This window comes from Aromatoleum evansii (genome assembly GCF_012910805.1).
In the GTDB taxonomy this organism is placed as follows: domain Bacteria; phylum Pseudomonadota; class Gammaproteobacteria; order Burkholderiales; family Rhodocyclaceae; genus Aromatoleum; species Aromatoleum evansii.
The window spans coordinates 1-410 of record NZ_WTVK01000268.1 but is presented as its reverse complement, the minus strand read 5'-3'; the positions used below and the strand labels follow the sequence as shown (position 1 = coordinate 410).

General features: G+C 65.9%; 1 protein-coding gene. It reads right to left on the bottom strand.

Annotated features, from left to right (window positions below; translation table 11 throughout):
- On the bottom strand, positions 1 to 410 hold a 410-nt coding region (locus GO615_RS30060), incomplete at both ends, for a thioredoxin family protein (RefSeq protein WP_211167442.1).

Sequence of the window (410 nt, the reverse complement as noted above, 5' to 3'; positions counted from 1 at the left end):
GATGAAGTCTTCGACGGTCATGCGGCCCTGGCCGAAGACCTCACCGTTGAGGTAGACCGTCGGGACGGCCTTGATGTCGCGCGCCTCGATCTCGTCCTGGAACGCGCCGCCCTCGATCGCGATGTGGTGGATGTTCGGGTTGAGCACGCTCATCGCGTTGAGCGCCTGCACGACGTCGGGGCAGTTCTGGCACGTCAGCGACATGTACGTCTCGAAGTGGAACGTGCCCTCGATGTCACGGATCTGCTGCGCCTGCTCGTCACTGATCTTGACGGGGTGGCCGCCGACCTGCAACACCGCGAGGACGAGCGACGTGAACTCGTGCCCCATCGGCAGGCCCGCGAAGTGGACGCCGACGTCCGTGCCGGCGCGAGCGATCTCGAAGCTCGGCCGACGCTCGTTGTCGTCGC